Genomic DNA, 25527 nt, shown 5'->3' on the forward strand with positions numbered 1-25527 from the left:
CCCACTGTTCTACTATGTTTTCCGCGGTTATTCCCATGTGATAGTCGTTAAAAGCATCCCAGAGGCCATCTTTGATCATCATGTCCACCAGTACCCCGCTGTTCATGCGATAGCCAAAACGCGCTTTTTCCAGAAGATAAGGAGCTGCTGACATGTTCTCGGTTCCCCCGGCCAGAATTATATCTGCATCCCCTGCTTTGATAATCTGGGCTGCCAGGCTTACCGCCCTGAGGCCAGAGCCGCATACCTTGTTGATGGTAAATGAAGTAACTGTTTCCGGTATGCCGGCTTTTATAGCTGCCTGGCGGGCTACATTCTGTCCCTGTCCCCCCTGCAGAACACAGCCGAAAATAACTTCATCCAGCTGTTCCCCCTTTAAACCGGCACGGTTTAAGGCTTCTTTCATAACTAGAGCCCCTAATTCAACGGCACTTACATCTTTGAGCTGCCCGCCAAAGGTGCCAATCGGTGTACGGCAGGCACTTACTATTACCTGATCCGGCATATATTTCACCTCGTTTTGTAATTAATTTTCTCTAATAACTTAAGACTAAGGTTCAAGGCTGTAAAACCTTGAACCCTTTCAGTCGCAATTATTTAGTCGCAATATCTTTCTCACTTACCTGAAAAGCCCACAGAGGTGCAGCTTCAACATCCCCTTTAAAGAAGTTTCTGCCATATATCACCAGAACTGCTATAATACCTACAATAAAAGCCCAAGCCGCGCCTCTTACTATAAGTACTCCGGCCACAATTCCGCCTATGCCCAAATCAGTAAGACTTCTGGCTTCACGTACACCAACATAGACGGATACAAACCCCTGTATTATCATAGTAAGCGCAAGTGCAGCGGCCAGAATTGGTTTGGTTATCGTTACAAGAGGCAAAAGCCAGTAGGTAGTAAAGGTACCGAAACGGAAACTGCCTACCCCACCGAAAATAGAATCCATTTTGTCCCGTCCTTTTTTCCAGCGTTCATAGGTTACTACTGTCATCGCTGCCCAAATCGGCCCACACATCGATATATCAGGTCCCAAAATAGACATAATGGAATTGCGAAGTCCTACTATAATATGGGCACGGTCTGGATCATACTCTACAGGTTCATCCGGTCTATACGGGTCGGCATCCCTTATAATGGCCTGACATTGTACAGCATCTCCGAATATTACTATATACGAGGCTAAAACCATTGGAATAGCCTTAATATACATATCAAAAGATGGCCATCCTAATGTCCCCCAGGGTACCCAATCTCGCCACAACTGGCCAAATGCAGGTTTGCTTATTCCCCATTCTACTGCAAACTTGGCTTCTCCCACCGCCCAGGCAATAATTATTGCAGCAACTATTGCCGGCAAAATACCTAAATTAGCAATATAACCTGCCACCTTATTTCTAGCTGCAAAACTTCTGAACATAGGGTTGTACATTATAAATAGAGCAACTAAAGCACAAATACTAACAGTTATCGGCATAGTATCATATCTTCCACCAATATCAAATACTAATTTTATAGCTGCTACCCCAGCACCTAAAATAACTCCTACTTTAATCGCCCTGGGGATCATACTTATTACTTTATTTGCCAGCCCGGTAACACCCAGGAATATACACCATATACCTAGTAAAAGTTCAAATGCAATCAAAGCATGCATTCTCTCAGGACCAGCAGGGAAAGCACTTACATAGGCTATCAATAAAGGAATCGCAGGGGTTACCCAGCCTGGAACAACCGGGTCTCCCAGCCATGCATGCCACAAGTAAAGAAAACCATTGAGTATTACTATAGCTAAAGCTACTTCAAAAGGCATTCCCAGAACATCCATAAGTACAGGTATAATAGATAAACACACGGCTCCCATTAAAAGCCCCTGAATATAATCAGGCCATTCCCAGCGATAATGAATTCCCGGAAAACGCATCTTGAATTTCCATAATGGTATATATGGTGCCTCTTGCCCATAAGGTCTTTTTTCCTGCCAGTTACTCATAAGATAATTCCTCCTTTCCCCCATTAAACACCGTAAATCTCTTTAAACTGTCTTTCCAGTTCTTCTCTGAACTGAGGAGCAGCAATACTTATAAGCCTTTCTGCCCTTTTGCGCACAGGTAAGCCTTTCAAATGGGCAATTCCATATTCAGTAACCACATAATCTACATCATTACGGGAAGTAGTTACCGCCTGTCCCTTTCCTAAAGCCGGAACAATACGCGATACCGTGCCTTGGGCTGCCGTAGAAGGAAGAGCTATAATACTCCTTCCCCCTTTAGAGCGGGCAGCTCCTCTTACGAAATCAACCTGCCCGCCTACACCGCTGAATTGTTTATTACCCAGCATATCAGCAGCCACCTGTCCCATTAAATCCACAGCTAAGGCTGAATTGATTGCCACCATATTATCATTTTGTGCTATTATAAAAGGGTCATTAACATAATCTACCGGATGAAACTCAACCATAGGGTTATAGTGCAGCCATTCATAAAAATTTTTGCTTCCCATGACGAAATTTACTATTATTTTATAGGGATGAAGGTTCTTAGATCTGCCATTTATCACTCCTTTTTCCACCAGATGCATGACTCCATCAGAAATCATTTCCGAATGAATCCCCAAATCTTTTTTATCCTGCAAAAAGCCCAATATCGCATCAGGTATAGCTCCTATCCCCAGTTGCAAGCAATCACCATCTTTTATAAGCGAAGCTACATGCCTGCCTATAGCTTCCTCAACTTCCCCAATTACCGGTGGCTTAAGCTCAATAATCGGCCTCTCCACAGGAACAAAATAATCAATATCAGTAACCTTGATGCATGATCTGCCCAGAGTATAAGGCATATTCGGATTCACTTCGGCAATAACTTTTTTAGCACTCAATACTGCTTGCATAGTATAGTCAACCGATATACCCAGACTTACAAAGCCATGTTTATCAGGAGGAGTTACCGTAACCATGGCTACATCTACTTCAATAGTCTTATCTCTAAAAAGTCTTGGAACTTCGTGAAAAAAAACGGGTGTATAATCTGCTCTGCCTTCATTTATAGCCTGACGCGTATTGCCGCCCGCAAATAAGGCATTGTGGCGAAAAGATTTTATATACTCTGGTTTGCAGTACTCCGCTTTACCCATGGCTACCATATGCACTATTTCTACATCTGTCAGCTCTTCTGCCCTTTTAACCATTGCATCTACCAGTAACTCCGGTTCGGCACACGCATGTCCTAAAACTACACGATCTCCAGATTTTATACATTTTACTGCTTCCTCTGCTGGTACTATCCTTTCCTGGTAATACGTCCTCCAGTCCATCTGTTTCTACCTCCTTTCCCCCTTGCTGATGGCGTCAACTACTTTTTTTATTACCTCAGCTTCATCCATTGAGAAATAGTTAAAACTACTATTTGTTATTACATACCAGGGATATAATCCATCTTTTATATCCTCACGATCAGGACAGCAAACAGAACAGCCGCAAACCATCAAACCTGCTGCTATATCTTCGGCATCGAAATATGCCAGACTCAAATCTTCTCCTTTCATATCCTTATAAGCTTTGGCAATAAGCTTAACAAACTTTACCCGGTCATAACCTGAATTACACCCACCACAATACTTAATCCTGATCTTCATCTAAAAATCATTCCTCAATCAACTTTTATGCGTTCTAAAGCAAATTATCTTCATCTATACCACATATTCTTCGCGCCAATGCTTTTTTAGCCTCCAGATTAGCATAACGTTGTATCAAAATACGCTGTGCCTGAGGAGAACCTGCTCCATGCATAGATTCAGTTAAATAACCTACCGCTATGGCTCCCATAGTCATAGTTTCAATAAGCCTGAGCATCCTTTGCCTTTCTTCAGCTGAATACTTAGCATCGCCAATCATAAATTTATTGCACCAGTGTCCTATTTCCGGAGACTTAAAATCAGCATCTGAAGGCATAGTAGCTACAATTCCTCCTGCAATATCCTGAGCCAGCCTGGCTATTTCATAGGGATAACGAGTAACATTTTGTTTGCATACATTAGCCAGCATAATATCAATAAGATAATTTCCGGCCGGAGTTTTGCGCCCTTCAGCCGAACAGGCTATACCGCAGGAATAAAGCGTTTCATTTAAATGCACCATTTCAATAATCTTATCTTTTATATGAGAAGCCTTCGCCACTCCATTATACTCAGCAATAGCTGCTGCCGCGCCAATAAGCACATCTCCATTACCTACCTTACAGCCACCATAAGACTGGCGATGATAACCAGCAAATCTTTCCACCAGCATTCCAGCAAAGTCAGTTTCGCCACACATAAATACCCTTTCCCAGGGAACAAAAGTATCATTGAATATTACAATGGCTTCCTGCCCTCCATATTTGATGTTGCCAACATCAACCGTAGTTTTTTCCAGTTTGCGGGTATCACAGGATTGTCGGCCGTAAATATAGATGAGAGAAGGGTCATCAGAAGGTACAGCAAAGCATACCGCATAATCTGCTTCTTCTAGAGATAAAGACATGGTAGGCATTACTAATATCTCATGAGAATTTATAATACCTGTCTGATGCATTTTAGCTCCCCGTACCACTATTCCATCACTACGTTTTTCCACTATATGCACATACAGATCAGGATCTGCCTGTTTGGAAGGAGGTAAACTACGATTTCCTTTCGGATCAGTCATACATCCATCGACAGTCCAGTCCTTTTCTTCCCATTCAATTAAATACTGTTTAAAACGCTCATGATAATTAGTGCCGTATTTTTGATCAATCTCATAAGTTGTGCTCCAAACAGCATTCAAGGCATCCATTCCTACACAGCGCTGAAAACATGCACCTGTCATCTGCCCCACTAAACGCAGCATTTTTACTTTTTTTATAAGATCCTCTGTACTCTGATGCAGGTGGACAAAACGATTAATAGTATTACCGGTAAGGGCTGATTTGGCTGTCATTATATCCTGATATTCTGGAAGTTCTGCCAATTTATAAGTCATGGCACAACAGTTTATAGAGGGACGAATCATAGGATGATCCACCGGATTTTCTACTTTTTCTCCTAAAAGATATATCTTGCGGGGCCTTAAATTGCGCAAACTTTCGATATACTCCTGCGCTGTCATCATCATCACATCTCTCCTCTCTTCAATAATTACAGAAACCGCAGGATAGGCCTATCCTGCCTATCTTCAAAAGCAAAAATCATGCCAAAAAACCGAAGCAAAAAACTCCCATATTGCCTGAATGCCAAAGGGAAAAATAACTGAACGGAAAGAGAAAAGTATATTTTGATGCATAAAAGCATCAGAGGGGTAATATTGACTGGAATTAGAGGGCAAAATTTTGATTTTTTTGTGATGCAAAAAAACATCGGTGATGCATATAAACATCACCGCCTATCTTATAAGACTATCCTGACTTTTTACTCATTTACCTTAATTCCATATAAAGCAGCTTTGCGCACAACTGTTGATTGATTTACCTGTAAAACCTGGGCTACTTTACGCGTAGTTTTATATCGAGCAAATGCCTTAATAAGAACCTCTTTCTCTGCCTCTTTTACCACTTCTTTAAGTGGTTTTATATCTGAAAATAATCTAGCAGAGGGTTCTTCGTTATTATGATTCTTCAAGTAATTTTTAATTTCATTACAGGTTATTATTTCTCCTGTTGTTGTTACCACTAGTCTTTCAACCAGATTAGCCAGTTCTCTTACATTTCCCGGCCAATCATATTTTATAAAAAATTCAAACACTTTAGCATCAATCTTTTTACTGTAACCATATCTTTTGTTTATTTTATCCAGGAAAAACTGTACCAGCGGTACAATGTCATCTCTGCGTTCACGCAAAGGAGGAACAAATATGGGAACTACATTTAAGCGATAATACAGGTCAGCGCGAAAACTATTACGCCTTACCATTTCTTCTAAATTGCGATTAGTTGCTGCTATTATACGAACATCGACATCTACAGTCTTACTACTTCCCACCCGCATTATCTGTCTTTCCTGTAAAACCCTTAAAACCTTAGCCTGCAAACTTAGGGGCATTTCACCTATTTCATCCAGAAAAATCGTACCACCATTTGCCAGTTCAAATACACCTGGTTTTCCCCCTTTCTGAGCCCCAGTGAAAGCTCCTTCCACATACCCAAAAAGTTCGGTTTCCAAAAGATTTTCCGGAATAGCAGCACAGTTAATCTTGATAAATGGAAAATTACGCCGCATACTGTTTTTATGAATTATATCCGCTATCAATTCTTTTCCTGTTCCTGATTCTCCTTGAATTAACACTGTAGAATCGACCTGGGCCAGTTGAAGAGTAAGACTCAATACTTTCTGCATTTCCTGAGACCTGCAAACCATGTTTTCCGCATAACCCATCTGCTGCTTGAGATGCAAAAGTTCTTTTTCATAATGAAACCTCATGTCTTCCAACCTTTGCAATTTTTCCTGCAATTCATTTAACTCGGTAATATCACGCACATTGGTAACAACACGAAATATAGAGCCATTTTCATCAAAAATCGGATTTCCTGTAACCAGAATTGTCTTTCCCGTAGCTACCTTTTGCACTATAGTTTCTACCTGCTTACTCTTTAAAACCTTTAAAGTTACAGATTCATTATACACACCTTCCCTTACCAGATCACTCATATACCGTCCCAGAACATATTCTTTCTTTATCCCCGCTATCCTCTCATAGGCCCGATTAACCTTTAAAACCCTCCCTTCACCATCAGTTACAAAAATGCCGTCAAATGAAGATTCAATTATAGCATCTAATTCCTGGCTAATTTCTTTAGTATAAGCAAGTTCACTGGATATTTGTTCTAATTCTGATATATCTTGTAGCAAAGCTACCGCTCCCACAATCTTGCCATCTATATATATAGGGGTACGGTTAGACACAAAAGTTTTCCCCTCAATAACTATCTTTCGTGCCACTTCTTTGCGCCCAGTCTTTACAATCTCCATCAGCGGTGAATCCGCAATAACTGATTTCAATGGAAGTCCAATCAAATCCTTGACTTCGCGTTTAAAAAGAGCAGCCAGGGCTTTATTACAATGTTTTATAACCCCCCTGCGATCAATAGCTAAAACTGGATTAGACATAGAATCCAGTAAAGCAGTAACAAAACTGTTAAGTTCTTCTAGCATGCTATAATATGCCCACATTATATCTGTACGGGTTATAATTCCTACCAGTCTCCCCTGTTCTACTACTGGTAAACGTCCTATCTGGTACTCCTCAATAATCTCTTTGATTTCTTTTTCCGGAGTTACTGTAACTAGTTTTACAGTCATAACATCTTTAACCTTACTATCATAAGAAAGATGATTTTTTATCGCCCTTATGAGATGCGTTTTAGTAATTAAACCTACCAGCTTACCCTCTCCATCAACTACTGGAACCCCATCAATCTTACGTTCCAAAAAAATCTGGGCAACTTCCTCCAGGGTAGCATCGGGATCTATACATACTACATCTCGGGTCATAAATTCTTTAACTTTCATAATAACCCCCCTATTTCTAACCACCCATCAGTAAAAAAATAAACTTAACCAAACATAAATGTTCTATAACAATATTGTACTATTAATTTATATATCTCCAACACATGTCTAACCAAAATTGACATTAATAACATACTTCATAACATACCTCGGGATCATCCCCTACCACACCCAAACCGAAGAAGAAGCTTACCAGATTGCCTTAAACGACCCGGTTATAAAAGAAAAGAGCCGGGAAATGGTATTTAAGGCCTGGAAAAGCACTTTGCCCGAATAAAAAAGAGGAGGAAGCCTTTAAAATAAAATAAGGCTTCCTCCTGACTTTATCAGTTAATCCCTTAAAAAGGCCTGAAAACAGGCAAACTCAAAAATACAAATTTGTAAATTGTACCTATATATGTTAAATACGAAAAGCCTGTTTCTATTGTTAAATATTTTTATTAATCCACCTTATTTTATTGTTGAAATCAAAAACGTGTTAAAAATTAGTAAAAGGAAAAAGCAAGAAAATCTGCTGTGCCGGTACCTTTCTCTTTCATACCTTTTACTTTAACTAGAAAAATTATACAAGTTTTTTATAGTTTGAAAAACTCAACACTCTTAGCCATCACATCTGCTGTATCAGCCTGTTCTTCCGCCATTACCTCTAATTTATCCAAAATATGTATAACTTCATCTACATGCTGATTTACAGTAGTAGTAGAAGCAGTTGTTTCTTCTACAGCAGCTGTTATTCCCTCAATATTTTTATTAGCTACCTCAAGCATTCCAGCTATCTCCTGCATTGAAGAAGTAAAACGGGAGGTTATATCTTCCACTACTTTCATATTTTTTACATACATTTCCCCAACCGCCACCATATCTGAATAATCATTTATTACATTATTTTCAACAAAATCCAAAACTTCGCCAATATTTTCGGTAAGATTTTTAACTGCAGTATTTACGTCTGTTACCACTCTCTGAATCGATTCTGCAGTTATAGCTGAATGCTCAGCCAGTTTACGAACCTCAGCAGCTACTACCGCAAATCCTTTCCCCTGTTCTCCTGCCCGAGCAGCCTCGATAGCCGCATTAAGAGCCAATAAATTTGTCTGGGCGGCAATATCAGTTATACTATCTGCCATAGCTGATATTTCTTCTACCACACGGGCAGAGGCAATTGCTTGTCCTATAACTTCCTGCTTTTCTTTATAAATACGACAGGCTTTTTCTTTAGCCTCTACTGCATTTAAACGCATAGTTTCAGCACTCATTTCCAGTTCTTTTATTCGCTCAAAGCCTGCCACAGCTTCTTCACTCAAAAACTGTGCCTTACGGTTTATATTATTCATCACATTATTAATTTCCATTATCGATGCACTAGCTTCCTGCATGCCAGCAGCAATATACCCAAGGGCATCCCCAATCTCTTTTCCTCTCTGTCCTATATCACGCACATAGTTAGTTATATTTCCCGCCATCTGACGACTGCTATCAGCAGCCCCCGCCATCTGTCTCAAAATATTTCCCAAACGGTCTCTTATATCACTAAAAGCTCTGGTCAATATACCAATTTCATCATTTCTCCTGCTATACCCTCCTTCTCCTTTTTCGCGAAAATCACCCTGAGCCATACAAAATGCTAATTCAGAGACAGCCTTTATCATACCTGTTATACGTCCTATAGCCAAATATAAAACTCCAAGTATAACAATAAGTAAAAATCCAGAAATAAGTAGCAGCCTTTGTTTTAATACTATCACAGGATGCAATACCTCTCCTATCGGTGCAGTCAAAGCAACACTCCATGTACTTCCAGGTACAGGCTCGAAAGCCATTAGTTTCTTTTCTCCCCCGTACTCATATACAGCTACACCTGACTGCTTTTTAATCATTTGGCGTATTACTTCCGCAATACCCCTCATTTTTTCATTCTTCTCTGCAATTTGGGGAATATTCTCTTCGTTTAGAACCTTCGTAAAATCCTTATGGGCAATCGTCTTTCCCGTTTGATCAACAGCAAAAGCATACCCCGTCCTACCATAGGCCATAGCACTTATCATTTCCGAAAACTTTTTTCCATCCACTAAAGCTAAAATAGCCCCGTTTTTTTGCCCACTTTTTTTGTCATAAATAGGAACTGAATAAACAAATATGACTCTCTTTTTTTCATCTACCAGACTGCTGGAAACTGAAACCGGGTTTAAAGCAATAGCATGAAGTTCTTCATAATAATAATCAAGCAGGTCAGAATTATTTATGCTATACAATCTTCCTTTATCGTCAGACAAAACTAAATCCAAAAAATACAACTTATCTTTATTTCGCATAAACTCCTGGCGTAAAACATCTGCTTTCCGGGCAAAAGAAAACTCATTTGAGCCTACTACCTCATTGGCCGCCATCCCTTCTAGAACACACAAACGTGCATCATTGCGAGCACCTATGGTAGCAGCTGCCTGTTTGACTACTTTATACATAGATGTTTCTATTTCTTTTTGCACAATATAACTGGAAGTTTTAAGCGAAACTAATATAAGCAAAATACTGTTAAGCAAAAATATGCTACATATAATTGCCAGCAGCTTATTGCGCAAACTTCCTCTTCGCCCTTCATTACTCATAAAACTTCCTCCTCCCACAACTATATTGGGATAATATACGGATAATATAAGGGCCTAAAAACAGGTCTCATGCCCTATATAACAAGCTATGCGCGCTTCTAAAAATTGATCCTGAATCTCTTCCAGCTTTTCGCGAGGAGTAGCACTCTCATTCGCATATTTATAAACTAACCCCAGCTGTTTCCATTTAGAATCTCCTAAACGATGAAAAGGAAGTATATTTATTTCAAAAAGCCCTAATTCTTTCATAAACCTTATAATCATATTTATATTTTCTGCACTGTCATTATAACCTCTTATTACAGGCATTCGCAAAACTAGTCTCCCTTGCCATCCCGATTCGGTAAGAGCTCTTATATTGTGTAAAATAAGTTTATTACTTACCCCTGTCTTAGCACGGTGCTGTTCATCATCCATATGTTTTACATCTATAAAAGCAAAATCTATATAACGAAAAGCTCGCAAAAATATTCCTGTATCCACATAAGCACTAGTTTCAATAGCTGTATGAATATATTTGTCTTTGCAAAGCATTAGCATTTCTTGCAAAAACTCGTGCTGAACCAAAGGTTCACCTCCGCTAAAAGTTACTCCACCTCCTGATCCCCAATATTGTCGATCTCTGTCTAAAATGTAGATTAAATCATCTACAGACATCCACTTGCCAACTATCCTTATAGCTTCATAAGGACAGGCAGCAGCACATAAAAATTCATCACAGTTAAGACATAAATTGCGTTCAAAATAAAGAAGGTTTTCCCCCTGAGGACTAACTTTTATCGCATCATGCGGGCAGGCATCAATACAATACATGCAATTATAACTATCGTGTTTGCACTTGATGTTACTAAACATAACCTGTTTTTTAACCAGCAAACCCTCGGGGTTGGCACACCACTCACAGCGTAATGGACACCCGCTCATAAATATAAGTGTCCTACATCCAGGTCCGTCATGAACTGAATAGCTCTGAATATCAAAAATTAAACCTTTTTTACCCTCTCTATTCATAAATATCAACTCCTATTTAATTGATTTGGGAGCAAATCAATTAGAAAAAATTCCGGTCAGGGCAGAGAACTATATGAAAAAATTCTGTCCCTGACCGCATGTTGTGGGATGAGGTTAAAAATTGGGGGATGAGGTTAACAAATTAATTTAACTTGTATGAAGTGAAGCTGTACTATCAACGCACACCGGTGGTTCTGCTTTAAGAGGTAATGAAGCAGCAACAACTGCAGAAACCAAGAAAGCACCGGTAGCAAACAATATTGAATTCATATAACTTCCTGATATATCAAAAAGATAAGCTCCCATGTAAACTCCTACAGCCGGCCCAATTCCCATTACGATCAGAGTTGCCAATCCCCATATTTTACCTAAAGACTGCCGGCCATAAACTGAGCCTGCATAACCTGCAACTCCACCTGGCTCAATAGCCCAGTAAACTGCGAACAGAATACAGGCCAAAACTCCAAATAAATAACTAACCTTCGTAAGCAAGAGGCAGATACAGGCCAGTACGCCAACTGAAGGAGCAAATATCAGCATAACTTTACGCCCCTGGCTTTCAACAGCATATCTTGCCACTACTTTATCAGCTACTTTTCCCATCAAAGGCATGGTAAATATACCAGCTATACCTATTATCACATAAAGATTGGTTGCACTAGCCAAGGAAAGATTAACATCATTAGTCCAGTAGTTAACAACCTGGGTCCAAATTAAAAATTCGGCCAGCATACTAGTAAGAAAAGCAATTATAGCACCCCATATAGCATATCTTTTAAAGGCATCTCCCAAATTCCATATGTATTCCTGTGGCTTAGGCCCACTTCCAGCCGGAGCTTTAACCAGCCCAAAAGGCTCCAAACCATAATCTTCTGGATTTTTTCGAGCTAGTAAAGCTGCCATAGCCAAAGCTACAAAGACCACCACGGCCAATCCTTTCATAGCATGTTGCCAATTCATAGTAAGCAAAATCTGTTTTACCCCTAAACTCAATACCACCTGAGCAATAGGAGCCCCCATGAAGGCTATTCCCCACATACTGGCATAAGTGTTTCCTACATACCATTTACGTACGGAAACAGTTGAGGAAACCCACAACATCCCTGTACCTATACCAGCAAACAAGGCATAGGGAATAAGATATTCCAGATAAGTTGTAGCATTACTCGTAATATAAAACCCTAAAGCTGCACAAACCGCACCTATAGCATATGCGGGTCTGGTCCCCCAGCGGTCAATTATCATACCACTGAAAAAAGCAGTTATGGCATATACACTCATCATTAAAGAATACCCCAGTGACAACTGGGTTACACTCCAGCCCATACTTTCCGACATAGGTCTTAATAAAACAGAAAAGGTTGCTCTATATCCAAAGAGGCAAAAAACCGCCAACCAGGAAGCTGCTACTACCATTCTACCCATGCTCACTTTACGCGCTTCATCCATACTCAGTTCCTCCCCTTAAGGTATTTACCTTCGTAAAACCAGTATTTTCACGAAAAGGGTGCCGTCCAAAGTGCACCCTTTTCGTTTAAAAAGCTTAATTTTGGCACTTTATTTGATATGCTTCACAGGTAACCGCAATATTTTCACCAAAAGACCAATAATCGTCTTTAAATCCTTTACAGGTTCCAATATCATCCTTATCCACATTTATAAAATTGCTGCAATTTTTGCATTTAGGCAACATTTCGAATTTCTCGCAAGGTTCCCCATCGATAAAAATAAGTTCATTCTTCACTCTGCAGATGCCTTTAGCTACATCAACGGGCGCAAAATTACGACAATCATTATGTTTAATTCCATTAGCCATTTAAATCACACTCCTTCATATTCAGTACGTGCTATTACTTCATCCTGAATCGGTTTTCCTATTTCGACCCAGTATTGAGTAAATCCAGCCACACGTACCATTAAATCACGATAATTTTGCGGATTTTTCTGGGCATCTTTCAGAATTTTGGAATCAACGATATTATACTGGATATGGAACCCGCCCTTACGCATATAAGCACGGGTAAGATCCAAAAGTTTACGTGCTCCCTCTTCACCTTTGATGGCACTCGGATGTATCTTCAAATTCATTTGCGAATTCTGCGATTTGCTATGATCCCAAACCGTCGCAGAATTAAACAAAGCATAAGGCCCACTGCGATCAGTTCCCGGATAAGCCGACATTGATCCATCAGCATATGTGGTTCCTGCCAGCCTGCCATCAGCAGAAGCTAAAGTAGCTGCCCCCTGAGGAGCATGGGTAGATACAGAAATCTGACAAGCATAAAGAGGTTTGCCATATAAGGATTCATAACGGCGGCACATAGCGCAGAACCAATCCTCATATTCTTTCAGTATCGAATCAACATAAGGATCATCATTACCGTACTTGGGAGCCAGCAGACAATCGCTGTAGATGCGGTCATATTTATCCCCATCCGGGCGTTTTTCCTGTTCAGCCAACGAAAAGCTTCCTACTTCCGCTGCTGTCTTAAACCCAAAGTTATTAAGCAGAGCATCTCGCAATTCATCAAGGGTATACTTCTTTTCGTCATAAACTAACTTCTTGATGGCAGCCAGGGAATTAATCTGATTTATAGTTCCACAGCTTTCTACATTAAATGTGGCATTGTATCTATATCCCATATTGCCAATATGATGTCCTTTAGTTAAACAATCAGGTTTAAGCAAGGAATTAAATATAGCCATATTATTCTTACGCCAAATATCATGCTGAATGTTGTTACATTTGGCTAAGCAGTCAACCGTCATTTCATAATATTCTTTAAATGTTTCCCACAGCTCTTCATAGGTTTCCAGCTTGCGATTATGCGGCGGATAAACCTGTATTCCTGTTCTGTGATCATAACCATTAAAAAGCACACATTCCAAAACCTTGGGGTTGGCAATAAAGTGTACTCCGACACTGGTAGGTTGTCCTGCTCCGCCAGGAATTTCGTATTTCTTACCATTAAGAGTTAAGGGCATCCAAGCACAAGGCGAGGTTTCCAGACATCCACCAATAGCCCAGGCTCTGGCCTCTTCTACTGTCATTCCTTCAGCCTGATACTGGTCAAGTATAAACTGTAAACCTCCTTGGAAATTCATCCAAGCCGGATAACCAGTTCCCGTCTTATTGCATTCAATAGCCTTAAGCAGAAACTCTTCAGGTAATTTTTCATCATAAAGTACAGATAAAGTAGGCTGTGGAGTTTGATTGCGCATAGCAGCTTCCAGAATAAGCATTTCTAGACGATTGGTTGCCGGCTTGCCATCACGGGTAAGACCGCCCAAACTAAGATTATTAAAGGTATTACCAGAAAGAACTCCGCCTACTACTCCCATAGAGGCAAAACAATCAATGAGAGTCATTTTCATACGATGGCATTCTAAAAGTTCAATAACTTCTTCTTCTGTTATACGTCCGGCTTCCATATCCTGTTCAAACCACGGATATAAAACCTGCCCTAATCTTCCCGGGGACATTCCAGAAATAGCATCCTCATTAAGAACAGCAATATGAATAGTATAAGCCAGTTGCAAAGCTTCCCGGAAAGTTCTGGGCTGGTTATGGGCAATCCATTCCAGGCACTCAGCAATTTCTTCATATTCTTTTTTCTGCTTTGCTTCTTCGGTTATAGAAGCTAGTCTTCTAGCTTCGGCGGCATAGTTCAGTATCCAAGCCTGTATCCCCTCCAATACCAGTTTGGCCGCTTCATAGAAATAGAGCCGGTCCATTCCAATAATACCGTCTCCATCCGCTTTTCCAGCTACTCTCTTCTTCCCTTCTTCACACATTTCAATCAGCTTATCAAAACCATACTGCAGGGGATAGTAATAATTTATTACTTCACGGCCTTGAGGCAGAGTGTAACCAGAGTCAAACATGCAAATAACTGATTTCATTATATTTTCCTTGAGCTGATATTCCGGAACCATTTTTTCGTATTTTTGCCCTAAATCATCAACCGAACGTCCTACCCAGGCTTTAGCCAGTTTTACCAAAGCCGGAACCTCTTCTTTGCGAATCCCAAATTTACCCGCAATAGAAACCACATTACCAAAACTCTGGGTTACATTACCGCCTCCCGTTCCAAATTTGGAAACCTCATCAGCACTAGTACGTCCAGCAGAAAGCGCAGACTGATAAAGTTCATCTTCTTTGGCCATAAAATAACCTTCCGACAACCAAGGCATAGGGAAAGATCCCCTATAATAATGAGCTTTTCCCATCACTAGAAGTTCGCCCGGGAATATAGTAGGAGTCAAATGAGAAAAAGCATGTTTTAAGGCCGCAGCCCTGCGTACAACCGGAATTTCCCCTTCCAGTTCATCATATTTGCGCGTATACCAATAAGGAAATTCTACAGTTGCCGAAGACAAAGTTTGGAAATAAAGTTCTTTCAATTTTTTTACTCTTTCACAGGGCTCCTTCTTTACTTCTCGGTCTACCATTTCCTCAGGAGCTTTACCTCCATACTGGAAACTTATGGGCATCCCTTTTTCGGCCAAAATCTCCTCTAACTTTACTTTCCGGTTAGCAGCCACCTAAAATTACCTCCCTTTCACTTTTTTCGCTTTTGATAAAATGCTGTTTGCAAAGTAAGTTTGACCTTAACACCCCCTTATTGTCTGCTATTTAGTCGTTTTCCCTTTTCACTTTAAACTTTATTACTAATAACACTGAAACAACATTGACCCTCAGAACTATAAAAGGCCTATTTTAACCAAAAAAAATCCCGGGAAAAAGCTGAATATATTTCCCGGGTATTAAAAAAGTCTTATTCATCTCCCTAAACCTACTTTTTAATTTATGCCTAAATTTTCCCAGAATTCTTCATCTTCTAAAACCTGCAACAATGCATTATAAGTATTTTCATCAAAGGCTCCTTCTTTAACCTTTTGGCCCAAAATATCAAGCGTTCTTTTTTTGTCTTTTTCTTTACCTAATAAATTTAAATATTCATCAACCAGTATAAGTATTTTAAGTTCAGTTGTAAAACTTTCCCTTTTAATCTTTTCCGGAAATCCTGTTCCATTCATCCTTTCATGGTGGCTGTATATAAAAGGATAAATTTCATTCAGCATACTAAGTGTTTTTAAAATTTCTACACCTTTTTCAGGATGTTCTTTCCCCCTTTCTACCAATTTACCAACATCATGTAAATATGCTCCATCAAGCAATACCTCAATTTTCTCACGGCTTAGGTTTAAAAGTAGGGCTATTTTTTCACAATAGTAAGCTGTTTTTAGCGCATGATTATACAAATCTTCATTATGAAATTTAATTAGTTCTAAAAAACTCATCACTACTGCTCTTCTCGTCTCAAAATACCGGCAGTTTTCCCTCCTGCGCAAGAAAGAACTTATCATACTTTTTAATTCATTATAATTTACAGGTTTAGTTATAAAGGCATCAGCTCCTACATCAAAAGCCCTTATCCTGTCTTCCACCGCATCCAGAACAGTAAGCATTATAACTGGTATGGGAAAAGTATGGGCATCTTCTTTCAATTTTTTACAAACTTCAAAACCATTCATGCCTGGCAGCATTACATCGAGAAGGACAATATCAGGTTTATACTTTAACGCAAATTCATAAACCCCCGTCCCTACAAAAAGCTTGTATACCTGATGACCCCAAGCTTTGAAAACATCTTCCATTACTTCACAACTAAGAGCGTTATCATCAACTAAAAGTATTTTGGCCATACAAATCATCTCCTGCTAAATTAGCACTTGCAGTTAACACTATTGGCATTTTCACTACCACTTCTGTTCCTTCTCCTACCCTGCTAAATAAAAATATTTCTCCACCATGAAGTTCAACCAGCTTTTTAGTAAGAGGTAAACCTAAACCTGTACCTGCATATTCTTTCTCATAAGAGTTTTTAAGCTGCTCAAACTCTTCAAAAACTTTTTCTTGATACTCAAGCGGAATACCTATACCATTATCCTTAACCGCAATCCAGTAGAAATTATGTTCTTTCCAAATCTTTATCTCTATATCACCGCCTTCAGGAGTAAATTTTATAGCATTGGAAATCAGGTTATACATAATTTGTTTGAATTTCGCCTTATCTACCATAACCAGAAAATCTTCAGTTAAATGCACAGACTTAATCTGTAATTTTTTATTTTCCGCCCAGCTTCTAACTTCATCCACACTGCTGGCAACCAATTCACTAATCGAAAATATCCCTAAAGACAGCGTCATCTTTCCCGCCTGAATTTTAGCAATATCAAGAATATCATTTATGATGTGCAATAGATGTCGAGCTGCCGTTTCAATATTCTGCACATATTTAACCTGTTTTTCATTAAGTTCTCCCAGCACTTTTTCTGCTAAAGCCTGAGCACTAGCAATTATTATATTAAGAGGAGTTCGCAACTCATGACTCATATTAGCCAAAAATCTTGTTTTCACCTGATCTGATTTTTGCAGAATTTTTACGGCTTCTTCAAGTTCCTGCGTCCTTAAACGCACCTTAATTTCCAGTTCATCATTCATTTTTTGCAACTGCTGGTACAATTCTTTTTGTTTTTGATGTTCCTGGGCAAGCTGTTCAAGGACTTCTCTTTTTTCCTCTTCCCGTATCTTGAGTTCTCTTGCCATCCTCTGTAAATTAGAAAGCAAAAGCATACCTTCGGTATAAGAATTATGTAAAAATTTTTCTTTGATAACCGGTTCCCTCTCCCCCCTAGCTATTTCCTCAGCCCAACGAGCAGCTTCCAAAATAGGTTCTGTTATATTATCTGACATTACCTTTCCAAGCAACAGCATTACCAACAACAAAATGAAAGTCTGCCCCACAATAAGATTATTGTTAACTCTCTGCAAAATATTAAACTTCTGCTCAGGTATGCCTACCCCCAGGAATCCTATCACTTTATTTTCATCACCATAAATAGGACAATCAAGAAAAAAATGCATTTCATCATCTATCCGCACTTTTCCGAAATAGTAATCTTTTTCTCCTTCCTCCAGAGAATCAACCTTAACTGGAATAACACTCCCTATAAAATTGGTCTTATAATTGCTTCTGATATTTGAGGTTATCCTTACATCATATAGAGAAAGTGATAAATAAGAATCTTTTATATACCAGCTGTATCTCTCAGGCAAAAAAGGATCATTATTAGTTATATCTCCTATCAACAATGTTCCCTGATAGTTTCCCTGTTCATCCCATACAGGAATTATCACTGTCAGACTATGCACATAGTTAAAATAGCCTTTATCTTCTTGCAACTGTATTTGGAATTGTAAATATTCCTTGCTCCCGATGGCAAAAATACGATCTAGGGCTATAGCTTGATGGCTGATTAAGGGCTTTCTCTGCTCCTGTGCTTTGTCTAAAAGTCTTTGCAATTCATATATCTGCGGCTGAACAGAATCTGGCTCCGCATATAATACTTTCCCATACCTATCAAAAAAAATTGTGTAATCAGGAAAATCACTTATTTCATGCAAAACTTTAATTTCCTGAGAAATACCGTTTTTATCTCCTTTTTGGACGGCAATTAAAAAATCATTGGTTCGAACCAGTGAAGTCGCTGTCTGCTCCATTTTTTCTGCCCGCGAAAGCATTATACTCTGGGCAACTTTAGAAGCATTAACCAAATAGTTTCTCGCACTATTTTCAATCTGCTTTACCAGTACAAAGCGGGAAATTACCAGTAAACTTACCATGGGAAAAACTAATAAAAAAACAATTAAAATCATCAACTTTTGGCGGATACTCATCATCTTCACCTTTTTCCTAGCTGCTGCTGGCAAAAAATGATAAGCTGTTTACGATCCTTCAACTGCAATTTTTTGAGAATACTGCCTACATGGACTTTTACTGTCTTTTCACTTATACCCAAATAATTAGCTATCTCTTTATTACTCATCCCGGCAAGTACTAATTTAGCTATCTCAAGTTCTCTCAAACTCAGATGATTATGGAGCAAGAAAATATCAGTTTCTTCTCTAGATATTTTCAAATCATCACTATATTCATAAAAAGCAACCTCTCTTTTAAGCACAGAAAAAAATTTTTCCAGAAAATTTATTGTATTATTCAGCTGTAATTCACTAATTACAGGGATATTATAACCAAGCCTAGAAATGTATTCTGACCCCGCAGTTTTATTTCCTAAAACAAAACCTCCTCCATAAAATATAGCTATCAGCTCTTCCTGGTATAAAATAGGAATACTAAAAAAAGTCATACCCATATAACAGGTAGCCACAACAGGCTCTTTTTTTTCCCGTACTTGAGAAATGATATTTTGCTTTTGCTTTTTACATCGCTCTTTGTTTTTGGAAATTATAGTATAGCAAAAGAGTGAAGAATTAGACCATACAGTCAAGCGATTACCCTTACTATCCCAAAGGCAAAAACTCATATTTAGCATCTCCGATAGCGAATCCTGTAATGCCTGAATACTTTCTTTCCCTATCCTTTTTATAAACTGGCATCCTTCCCTACAATCCCTTAATTCTTCCCTCATAAAAATTACAACCCCCAACTAAGCCATTACCCTCTACAGCTCTCATCTTTTAAAATTTAACTCTTTATTCAATTATATCGTACAAAATGACAAAAAAATCTAGGCATGTTCAAAAGTCTATTTTAAATTTATTTGTCGGCAATTTAAATACAAATAATAACAATATTTAATATATTTATGAGAAAATTGACATAGAATTAATATTTTGTAATAATTATTCTATCACATAATAACATCTTGCCATCTTAGTCAATATGGGAGGAGGAGGTTAAAAAATGCTTAAAAAAAATTCTACAATTGCGCTTTGTTTTTTGTTGTCTTTTGTTTTTAATATCTTTCTAACAAACCCGGTCCTGGCTCAAGAAATTTCGAGTAACAACAAATACCCCATCGTCCTTGTTCATGGCCTGGGGGGATTCGGCCGCGATGAAATGCTGGGGTTTAAGTACTGGGGTGGATTGTATGACATTCAAGAATATCTCAAAGCTCAGGGTTATGAAGTCTACACCGTAGCCGTAGGACCTGTTTCCAGCAACTGGGATAGAGCCTGTGAACTCTATGCCCAATTAGTCGGAGGCAGGGTAGATTATGGGGCAGCCCATGCCGCTAAATACGGACATGCCCGCTATGGGCGCACTTATGAAGGTCTTATACCCGATTTAGGAAAAGTTGATCCGCAAACCGGAGAAGTAAAAAAGGTTCACCTTATCGGGCACAGTATGGGAGGGCAGACCGTAAGAACCCTGGTACAGCTTCTGGCTGAAGGTGATGCGGAGGAAAGAAGCTTTCCCCAGGACAATATGTCTCCTCTGTTTGCAGGAGGGAATAACTGGGTAAAAAGTGTTACTACCATATCTACACCTCATGACGGCACTTCACTGGACAATGCCATTAATAATGGGTTACCATGGCTGCAAAGCTTTGTAGGGTTTATGTCTACACTCAGCACTCCCAATTCCCTTTACGACCTCAAGCTGGATCAATGGGGCCTGACCAGATGCCAGGGTGAAAAGGTAGCTGACTACCTTAAGCGGGTTTTTAACAGCAGTTTTTGGAAAACTTCACGCGATCTTTCTAACTGGGATCTGACTGTGGAAGGAGCCCGCGAGCTTAACGGCTGGGTAAAAGCACAGCCTGATGTTTACTATTTCTCCTGGGCTACTAATGCTACCCGCAAATCTCTGTTTTCTAATTATCAGGTTCCTATACTGAGCATGAATCCTTTCCTTTATCCTTTTGCCTTACATATCGGCAGTTATACCCGTAATATCCCCGGCCAAATTCCTATCGATAGTTCCTGGTGGCCAAATGATGGATTGGTAAGCCTCATCTCCCAAAATGGGCCAAAAATCAATTCTACTGATACTATAATAAACTTCAACGGAAATCCGCAGCCTGGCGTCTGGAATTACATGGGGGTTATGGATACTTTTGATCATATGGATATAATCGGTATCGGCACTCTGTGGAATCCCTGCCCCTGGTACCTGGAAATAGCTAAGCTGCTTACCAGTCTGCCTGCCGATTATGCTGTGGTTGCAGATGGAGAAACAGAAAATAGCTGCTCTGCTTCTGATCTTATGAACCCAGACGAAGCGGAAATAACGGCAACTGAGGCTGCTGATGTATCCGGGGAAAACTCGACATCAGCAGAAACAATAGAAGAAAATACCATAAGTTACCCTGATATTACAGATATTGCTGAAGAGTAGAAGAAATTGTTTGCATATATAAGCTTAATGAGCAAGAATACATCTTAAATAAAAATATTTTTGCCGGGCTTTCCGGCTTTTTTATTCCCTTCTTTAAAACCGGCAGTTAAAATAGAAAGGAGAATAAAAAAGAAAGCAGGTTGGCTAAAGATGCGTATTGGATATGCCTGTCTTTTGCTGGGAGTTCCCGAATGTAATCTAAAAGGCCTTACCCTGAAAAATGCAGAAGGGGAAAAACTGCATGAGGTAATAAAACACAACCTTTCCGTGCTGGATAAAATGATTGACTACAACATAGCCCATAACATAAAGCTTTTCCGCATAAGTTCGGATATAATCCCTTTTGCTTCCCATGAAGCCAATGATATCAAATGGTGGATGGAATACCGGGAAACGCTTGCGGCTATAGGGGAAAAAATAAAAAAAGCCGGCATCAGGGTTTCTATGCATCCGGGACAGTATACGGTTCTAAACTCACCGGAGGAAAAAGTAGTCCAAAATGCCCTTCTTGACCTTTTATACCATGCCCGGTTCCTGGATGCCCTGCAGGTTGATACCTCCCATAAAATTATTCTGCATCTCGGGGGATTATACGGGGATAAAAAAGAAGCAACCTTACGGTTTATAAATAACTATCATAAACTTCCCCACATAGTTAAAGAAAGACTGGTAATTGAAAATGATGAAAAGTGTTTCCATATTGAAGATGTCCTTTATATAGGAGAAAAACTGAATATACCTGTAGTATTTGATAATCTTCACCATACTATAAACCCGGCTGGTAATAACTCGATTATAGAGTGGATTAAAATCTCTTCCCAAACCTGGTCTCCTAAAGACGGCAACCCGAAAATCCATTACTCCGAGCAGGACCCGAACGGGAAAAAAGGGGCCCACTCACTAACTATAAACAGCAAAACTTTTTATCATTTTTATCAGGAGCTTAAGGAAAACTGCCTGCATCCTGATATAATGCTGGAAGTAAAAGATAAAAACCTGTCGGCCCTTAAATGTATTCATATAACTTCAGATAAACTTCCAGTTTCTGCTTTAGAAAAAGAATGGGCCAGGTACAAATACCTGGTTTTAAGACGCTCCCAGCAGATTTATCTGGAAATAAGGGAACTGCTTAAAGATAAATCAAAAAGCAACCCTCTTTCTTTTTATGAAAAAATTGAATACTGCTTAAGTCTTCCTCCTAATAAAAAGGAGGAAATAAATGCCGTCAACCATATATGGGGATATTTCAAAAACAGAGCTGATGCCAGAGAAAAAGCCCGCTTTCATAAACTGATGCGGGAATGGTCAGAAGATAAAACAGGTCTCAAAAATATAAAAAATTTTCTTCTTAAGCTGGCTTTAAAATATGATGAGGAATACATTAAATACAGCTATTTCTTTATTTAAGCTAAAAAGCCATTTTCAATATATTAAGCACATCATCCTTATCCAGTTCTTTAAACCTCCCCAGACTGCCATTTTCTACTGCTCTAGCTGCCATAAACTCCAGGTCGTCTTCTTTTACTCCTACCTCCCGGAGGCGGGAAGGAAGCCCTAAAGCTTTGAAAAATCCCCGGGTTTTTTCGATAGCCATATCCGCCATCTCTTTTTCGTCTTTATCTACTATTCCCCATACATTGACGGCATAAAGGACAAATTTAGCAAGGTTTTCTTCTGTCAAAACATATTCCATCCAGAAGGGAGTAAGGATAGCCAACCCTACCCCATGGGCTATATCATAGAGGGCACTTATCTCGTGCTCAATCATATGGGTAGCCCAATCGGTAAGCTTGCCGGTTGCTAAAATACCGTTCAAAGCCAGGGTACTCGCCCACATAAGATTGGCTCTGGCCTCGTAATTATCAGGCTTTGCGCAGGCTATCGGGGCATAATGGATACAGGTTTTCAAAACTGCCTCACATATGCGGTCCTGCAGGTAGGCATCATTATTGGCACTGAAATACTGTTCAAATACATGGCTCATAATATCAGCAACACCTGCTGCCGTCTGCAGGGGAGAAACGGTATAAGTATAAGTAGGATCAAGCACCGCAAATTTAGGAATAAGAAGAGGGCTTCCCAAACCTTTCTTTTCCCTGGTTTCTTCATTGCTTATTACCGCATTTCCGTTCATTTCCGAACCGGTAGCCGCCAGGGTAAGAACTGCACCTACCGGTAAAGCCTTTTCTACTTTAGCCTGACGGGTAAAAAAATCCCAGGGGTCACCGGTATAGTAAAAGCCAGCAGCAATAATCTTGGCACAATCAATAACACTTCCTCCCCCTACAGCCAGAACCAGCTCCAGATTATTTTCCCGGCACAGCTTAACCCCTTCCCTTACACTGTCAATACGAGGGTTAGGCTTAACTCCCGACAGTTCAGCATAAAAAATCCCATTATCATTAAGGATTTTTACCACCTCGTCGTAAATCCCATTCCTTTTTATACTGCCTTCTCCATAAACCAGTAAAACCCGGCGGGCATATTTTTTTATCTCTTCTCCTAACATCTTTATCTGCCCCTGCCCGAATATAATCTTGCCCGGATTGTGAAAAACAAAATTAAGCATTCCTATCACTCCTCACTTCTTTTTTATACTTATCCTCATACATATTTAAATCTGCCTGCCGGAAAAGCTCTTCTGCTGATATATCAGCATCACTCCGGTAGGCATATCCTGCTGAAATCCCAGCTGCACAAACATCACCCATTTCTTTTCCTTCACAGGCAAAAACCTCTCTTATTCTTAAAGCCACCTTCCTTACCACTTCCTCATCAACATCAAAGAGCAGCACAGCAAATTCATCACCGCCTATGCGCATAACCTCATCCTTTTCCCGCACACATCTCCGTAAAACATCGGCTGCCCTTTTTATATATTCATCCCCCTTTAAATGTCCCAGGCGGTCATTTATCTCTTTTAAACCATCCAGATCACATATAATAAGACCTACCCTCGTCTTTTTTTCCTCATCCAATTTTCGCATCCATTCCACAAAATACGTCCGGTTAAAAAGGCCGGTTAAAGGGTCATGAAAACTTAGATATTTAAGCTCTTTTTCCTTCTCTCTCCTTATTTTTATTTCCCGCCGCAGACGCGTTATCAGCCTTATATCCTGGCTTACCACCGTTATCACTATAATGTCTCCAAAATCATCTTTTATAGCATTAATAAAAGAGCGGGTAATTATCCTGCGGCCTCCTTTTCCTACCAGAGTAAGAGGCATATGCAAAAAAGAACGTTCTGTTATACGGGTAAAGAGTCGCTCTTTGTCTTCTTCTTTTTCTAACCAATCCCCAAAAGGTGTACCATTAATATCCTCTCTGCTTAAGCCTAGTAATTTTTCTGCTCTATAGTTTACCTGTAAAATCCGCAAATCATAACCCAGGATAAAAACTACATCATTAATATTAGCCAGAACATTTTCCAGTATCTGCTTATAGTCAAAGCGCATAAACCGATAGCGGGCAACAGCATATAGAAAACCTGCGGCCCATACAATACCGAAAAAGTGGGCCACACCTAAAAATCCTCTGCTCAAAGCGGGCATGACGAGGTTGGTAAATATCCCGCTCAAGAGTATAACTAGTCCAAACAAAATAATAAGCAAGGACTGCATCTTTTCTCTTTTTAAGGGACTTCGTCTTCCCCACCGGTATATAATCAAAAACATAAGACCTACATATAAAATATAGTAAAGCATGTGCAACCAGTACCAGGGATTGGTAAGAGAAATAACCTCTACGGTCCCATAAGGTTTAAATCCAAAATCTTCGGCTGTCAGTACACCGGTTATTGCTCTATAAAGTTCAATCGCTGGCCACAAAAATATAAGCCCTATTATATATTTTTTCATCAGTTTCAATTTTCTTGCCACTTCCAGCCCGAAAAGAAGCAAGAACGCCGGCAACAAAATCCAGCCCGGTGAGGAAAGGCGAAACCAGAACCAGGCGGCCGTTTTATCCGGAGCAGCATAAAAAAATCCATAGGCAAAAGACCACCAGGCCAGACACAGGCTTATCCCCAAAAAAAGCTTATTTATCCTGCCCTGAGTATAAAGGTAGAAACCAAAAATACCCAGCCATAAATAAAACATGGCAGCAAGGAGTGATAAAATTCCTAAAGTATTTATAAAATTCCCCCCTATCATCTTCCCTCTTTAATCCATTATAATACAAT

The 25527-nt window shown here is 39.6% G+C and carries 18 protein-coding genes; 2 read left to right on the forward strand and 16 right to left on the reverse strand.

Translation table 11 applies throughout. The features are described from left to right. The 14 genes from BUB92_RS03715 to BUB92_RS03780 all read right to left on the reverse strand — a co-directional run. A partial coding sequence (locus tag BUB92_RS03715; RefSeq protein WP_278280493.1) for a thiolase family protein occupies positions 1 to 505 on the reverse strand: 505 nt, incomplete at its 3' end. An 88-nt stretch (positions 506 to 593) separates the two neighbouring features. After that, complete coding sequence (locus BUB92_RS03720) at positions 594 to 1994, reverse strand: solute carrier family 23 protein (protein ID WP_073090228.1); 1401 nt, start codon at positions 1992 to 1994, stop codon at positions 594 to 596. A gap of 23 nt (positions 1995 to 2017) precedes the next feature. Beyond that, the gene (locus tag BUB92_RS03725) at positions 2018 to 3313 is read right to left on the reverse strand and encodes an acetyl-CoA hydrolase/transferase family protein (RefSeq protein WP_073090231.1); all 1296 of its coding nucleotides are present in this window, start codon (positions 3311 to 3313) and stop codon (positions 2018 to 2020) included. A gap of 6 nt (positions 3314 to 3319) precedes the next feature. Continuing rightward, a complete protein-coding gene (locus BUB92_RS03730) occupies positions 3320 to 3634 on the reverse strand; it encodes a hypothetical protein (protein WP_073090234.1) in 315 nt (104 codons plus the stop codon). A 34-nt stretch (positions 3635 to 3668) separates the two neighbouring features. Further along, positions 3669 to 5135 (reverse strand): 4-hydroxyphenylacetate 3-hydroxylase family protein, encoded by a 1467-nt coding sequence (locus BUB92_RS03735; RefSeq protein WP_423230194.1) that lies wholly within the window; start codon positions 5133 to 5135, stop codon positions 3669 to 3671. 290 nt (positions 5136 to 5425) lie between these two features. Then, on the reverse strand, positions 5426 to 7522 hold the full coding sequence (locus BUB92_RS03740; protein WP_073090238.1) for a sigma 54-interacting transcriptional regulator: 2097 nt from the start codon (positions 7520 to 7522) through the stop codon (positions 5426 to 5428). Positions 7523 to 8097: 575 nt separating this feature from the next. Further along, positions 8098 to 10128, reverse strand: a complete 2031-nt coding sequence (locus tag BUB92_RS11505) for a methyl-accepting chemotaxis protein (RefSeq protein ID WP_073090242.1) — start codon at positions 10126 to 10128, stop codon at positions 8098 to 8100. Between the two features lie 54 nt (positions 10129 to 10182). Then, positions 10183 to 11139 carry a 4-hydroxyphenylacetate decarboxylase activase gene (gene hpdA / locus BUB92_RS03750; protein ID WP_073090245.1) on the reverse strand — a complete coding sequence of 319 codons (957 nt, stop codon included), beginning with the start codon at positions 11137 to 11139 and terminating at the stop codon, positions 10183 to 10185. Positions 11140 to 11286: 147 nt separating this feature from the next. Beyond that, entirely contained in the window at positions 11287 to 12588 is a 1302-nt protein-coding gene (locus tag BUB92_RS03755) for an MFS transporter (protein WP_073090248.1), read from the reverse strand. Between the two features lie 94 nt (positions 12589 to 12682). Further along, entirely contained in the window at positions 12683 to 12955 is a 273-nt protein-coding gene (hpdC, locus tag BUB92_RS03760; protein WP_073090251.1) for a 4-hydroxyphenylacetate decarboxylase small subunit, read from the reverse strand. Between the two features lie 5 nt (positions 12956 to 12960). After that, positions 12961 to 15684: a 4-hydroxyphenylacetate decarboxylase large subunit gene (hpdB, locus tag BUB92_RS03765; protein WP_143156857.1), complete on the reverse strand. Its 2724-nt coding sequence runs from the start codon at positions 15682 to 15684 to the stop codon at positions 12961 to 12963. 258 nt (positions 15685 to 15942) lie between these two features. After that, a complete protein-coding gene (locus tag BUB92_RS03770) occupies positions 15943 to 16848 on the reverse strand; it encodes a response regulator (RefSeq protein ID WP_073090254.1) in 906 nt (301 codons plus the stop codon). After that, complete coding sequence (locus BUB92_RS03775) at positions 16826 to 18883, reverse strand: ATP-binding protein (protein WP_159432302.1); 2058 nt, start codon at positions 18881 to 18883, stop codon at positions 16826 to 16828. Before BUB92_RS03775 ends, BUB92_RS03770 begins: the two co-directional genes overlap by 23 nt. A 5-nt stretch (positions 18884 to 18888) precedes the next feature. Further along, positions 18889 to 19635, reverse strand: a complete 747-nt coding sequence (locus BUB92_RS03780; RefSeq protein WP_073090261.1) for a LuxR family transcriptional regulator — start codon at positions 19633 to 19635, stop codon at positions 18889 to 18891. Between the two features lie 275 nt (positions 19636 to 19910). Between BUB92_RS03780 and BUB92_RS03785 the strand changes: the two genes are divergently transcribed. Together BUB92_RS03785 and uvsE are read left to right on the forward strand one after the other, a co-directional pair. Further along, positions 19911 to 21347: an esterase/lipase family protein gene (locus BUB92_RS03785; protein WP_073090264.1), complete on the forward strand. Its 1437-nt coding sequence runs from the start codon at positions 19911 to 19913 to the stop codon at positions 21345 to 21347. A 150-nt stretch (positions 21348 to 21497) separates the two neighbouring features. Next, positions 21498 to 22754, forward strand: a complete 1257-nt coding sequence (uvsE, locus tag BUB92_RS03790) for a UV DNA damage repair endonuclease UvsE (RefSeq protein WP_073090394.1) — start codon at positions 21498 to 21500, stop codon at positions 22752 to 22754. Position 22755: 1 nt separating this feature from the next. Here the strand turns inward: uvsE and BUB92_RS03795 are convergent, their stop codons facing one another. After that, the gene (locus BUB92_RS03795; protein ID WP_073090267.1) at positions 22756 to 23916 is read right to left on the reverse strand and encodes an iron-containing alcohol dehydrogenase; all 1161 of its coding nucleotides are present in this window, start codon (positions 23914 to 23916) and stop codon (positions 22756 to 22758) included. After that, positions 23909 to 25498, reverse strand: coding sequence for a histidine kinase N-terminal 7TM domain-containing diguanylate cyclase (locus tag BUB92_RS03800; RefSeq protein WP_073090272.1), 1590 nt, complete (start codon positions 25496 to 25498; stop codon positions 23909 to 23911). The genes BUB92_RS03795 and BUB92_RS03800 overlap by 8 nt, the downstream gene beginning before the upstream one ends. Positions 25499 to 25527 lie beyond the last annotated feature (29 nt).

This window comes from Thermosyntropha lipolytica DSM 11003, from assembly GCF_900129805.1.
Taxonomy (GTDB): domain Bacteria; phylum Bacillota; class Syntrophomonadia; order Syntrophomonadales; family Syntrophomonadaceae; genus Thermosyntropha; species Thermosyntropha lipolytica.